1 protein-coding gene is annotated in these 1236 nt (G+C 48.9%); it reads left to right on the forward strand.

The window, feature by feature from the left end; all coding sequences use genetic code 11:
* Positions 1–195 precede the first annotated feature (195 nt).
* The gene (locus RJ32_RS00060; protein ID WP_011233769.1) at positions 196–1209 is read left to right on the forward strand and encodes an IS110 family transposase; all 1014 of its coding nucleotides are present in this window, start codon (positions 196–198) and stop codon (positions 1207–1209) included.
* Positions 1210–1236: the final 27 nt, after the last annotated feature.

Below are 1236 nucleotides of genomic sequence, written 5' to 3' on the forward strand. Positions count from 1 at the left end.
AGGCTTGTATCTGTCAGTGGCATTTGATTAGCTACCGAATGTCACAATAGGGGCTGGTGAGTCAGTACGTCAGGCAAGCATTTAATGCTGCGCCGTAGATTCAGACCCCAGCCCCATTTCTCTTAGACACTGAATGGTATCCAGGTCCCCATTATAAATGGTGAGGCCGTATGAACAAGCGGAGTAAAAAGAGAGATGACAGCATACGTTGGCATTGATGTAAGTAAAAAGAAATTAGACGTTGGTTTTTATTCCGACAAGCTGGGTAAAAACGGACAGAGGAAGAAGAAAACGAAGGTCTTTAAGAACGACCGTCAGGCGTTCTCTCAGCTGGAGAGCTGGTTAAAACAGCAGACTCAGCATAAAGCACAGAACATCGCGATAGGGATTGAAGCGACCGGGATTTATCACGAAGCTTTGATTTATACGCTGCACGAGCAGGGATTTAAGCTCTTTATTGCTAACCCGGGACGGGCAAAGAAATACTTCGAGTCGCTTGGCGTTACCCATAAAACGGACAAATCCGACAGCCTCCTGCTGGCTCGTTTTACGGAAGATAAAGCCCATAAAGGTGACATTACCTGGTGGGAGCCTGAATCGCCGGAAGCCCGGCACCTGAAACTGTTACTCAGACGCCTGAATGCTTTGCAAAAGGACGTTTTGCGCGAGAGGAATCGGCTGGAAGCCTGCGCGAATACCGACACTTCACCACGGGTGGTGAAATCGATTGAAGACATGATCGCCGTTCTCAATGAGGAAATTAAAGCACTGCTAAAAGAAATTGATGACCATATTGACGGGCACCCGCAGTTAAAGAAAAACCGTGAGTTGCTTGAGAGTATTGATGGTGTGGGACCGACGGTTTCCCGAGAGCTGACCAGCTTGTTCAGCGTAAAACGCTTCAGCAGCGCCAAAGAGGCGGCGGCCTATCTGGGGTTGATACCCAGGCTACAGGAGTCCGGCTCACATAAAGGGATGACCCGGTTAAGCAAAATCGGGCCTTCGGCCATACGAGCTTTACTGTACCTGCCGGCCGTAGTTGCCAGCCGTTGTAACCCGGACATCGCTTATCAGAAACAAAGGTTGTTAGCTCAGGGTAAGACGAAAATGCAGGCGCTTGGTGCCGCCATGAGGAAACTGGTACAAATCTGCTTCGGCGTTATCAAGCACCAGGAAGAATATCGACCTCAAACATCATTGAGTGTTTGAAGTCGATTGGTACAAGATGGTATCTAC

Source organism: Idiomarina sp. 28-8, from assembly GCF_000320945.2.
Taxonomy (GTDB): Bacteria; Pseudomonadota; Gammaproteobacteria; order Enterobacterales; family Alteromonadaceae; genus Idiomarina; species Idiomarina loihiensis.

Excerpts from the sequence above, each read along its gene's own strand:
- RJ32_RS00060 (WP_011233769.1), top strand. The coding sequence starts at position 196 with ATGACAGCATACGTTGGCATTGATGTAAGTAAAAAGAAATTAGACGTT.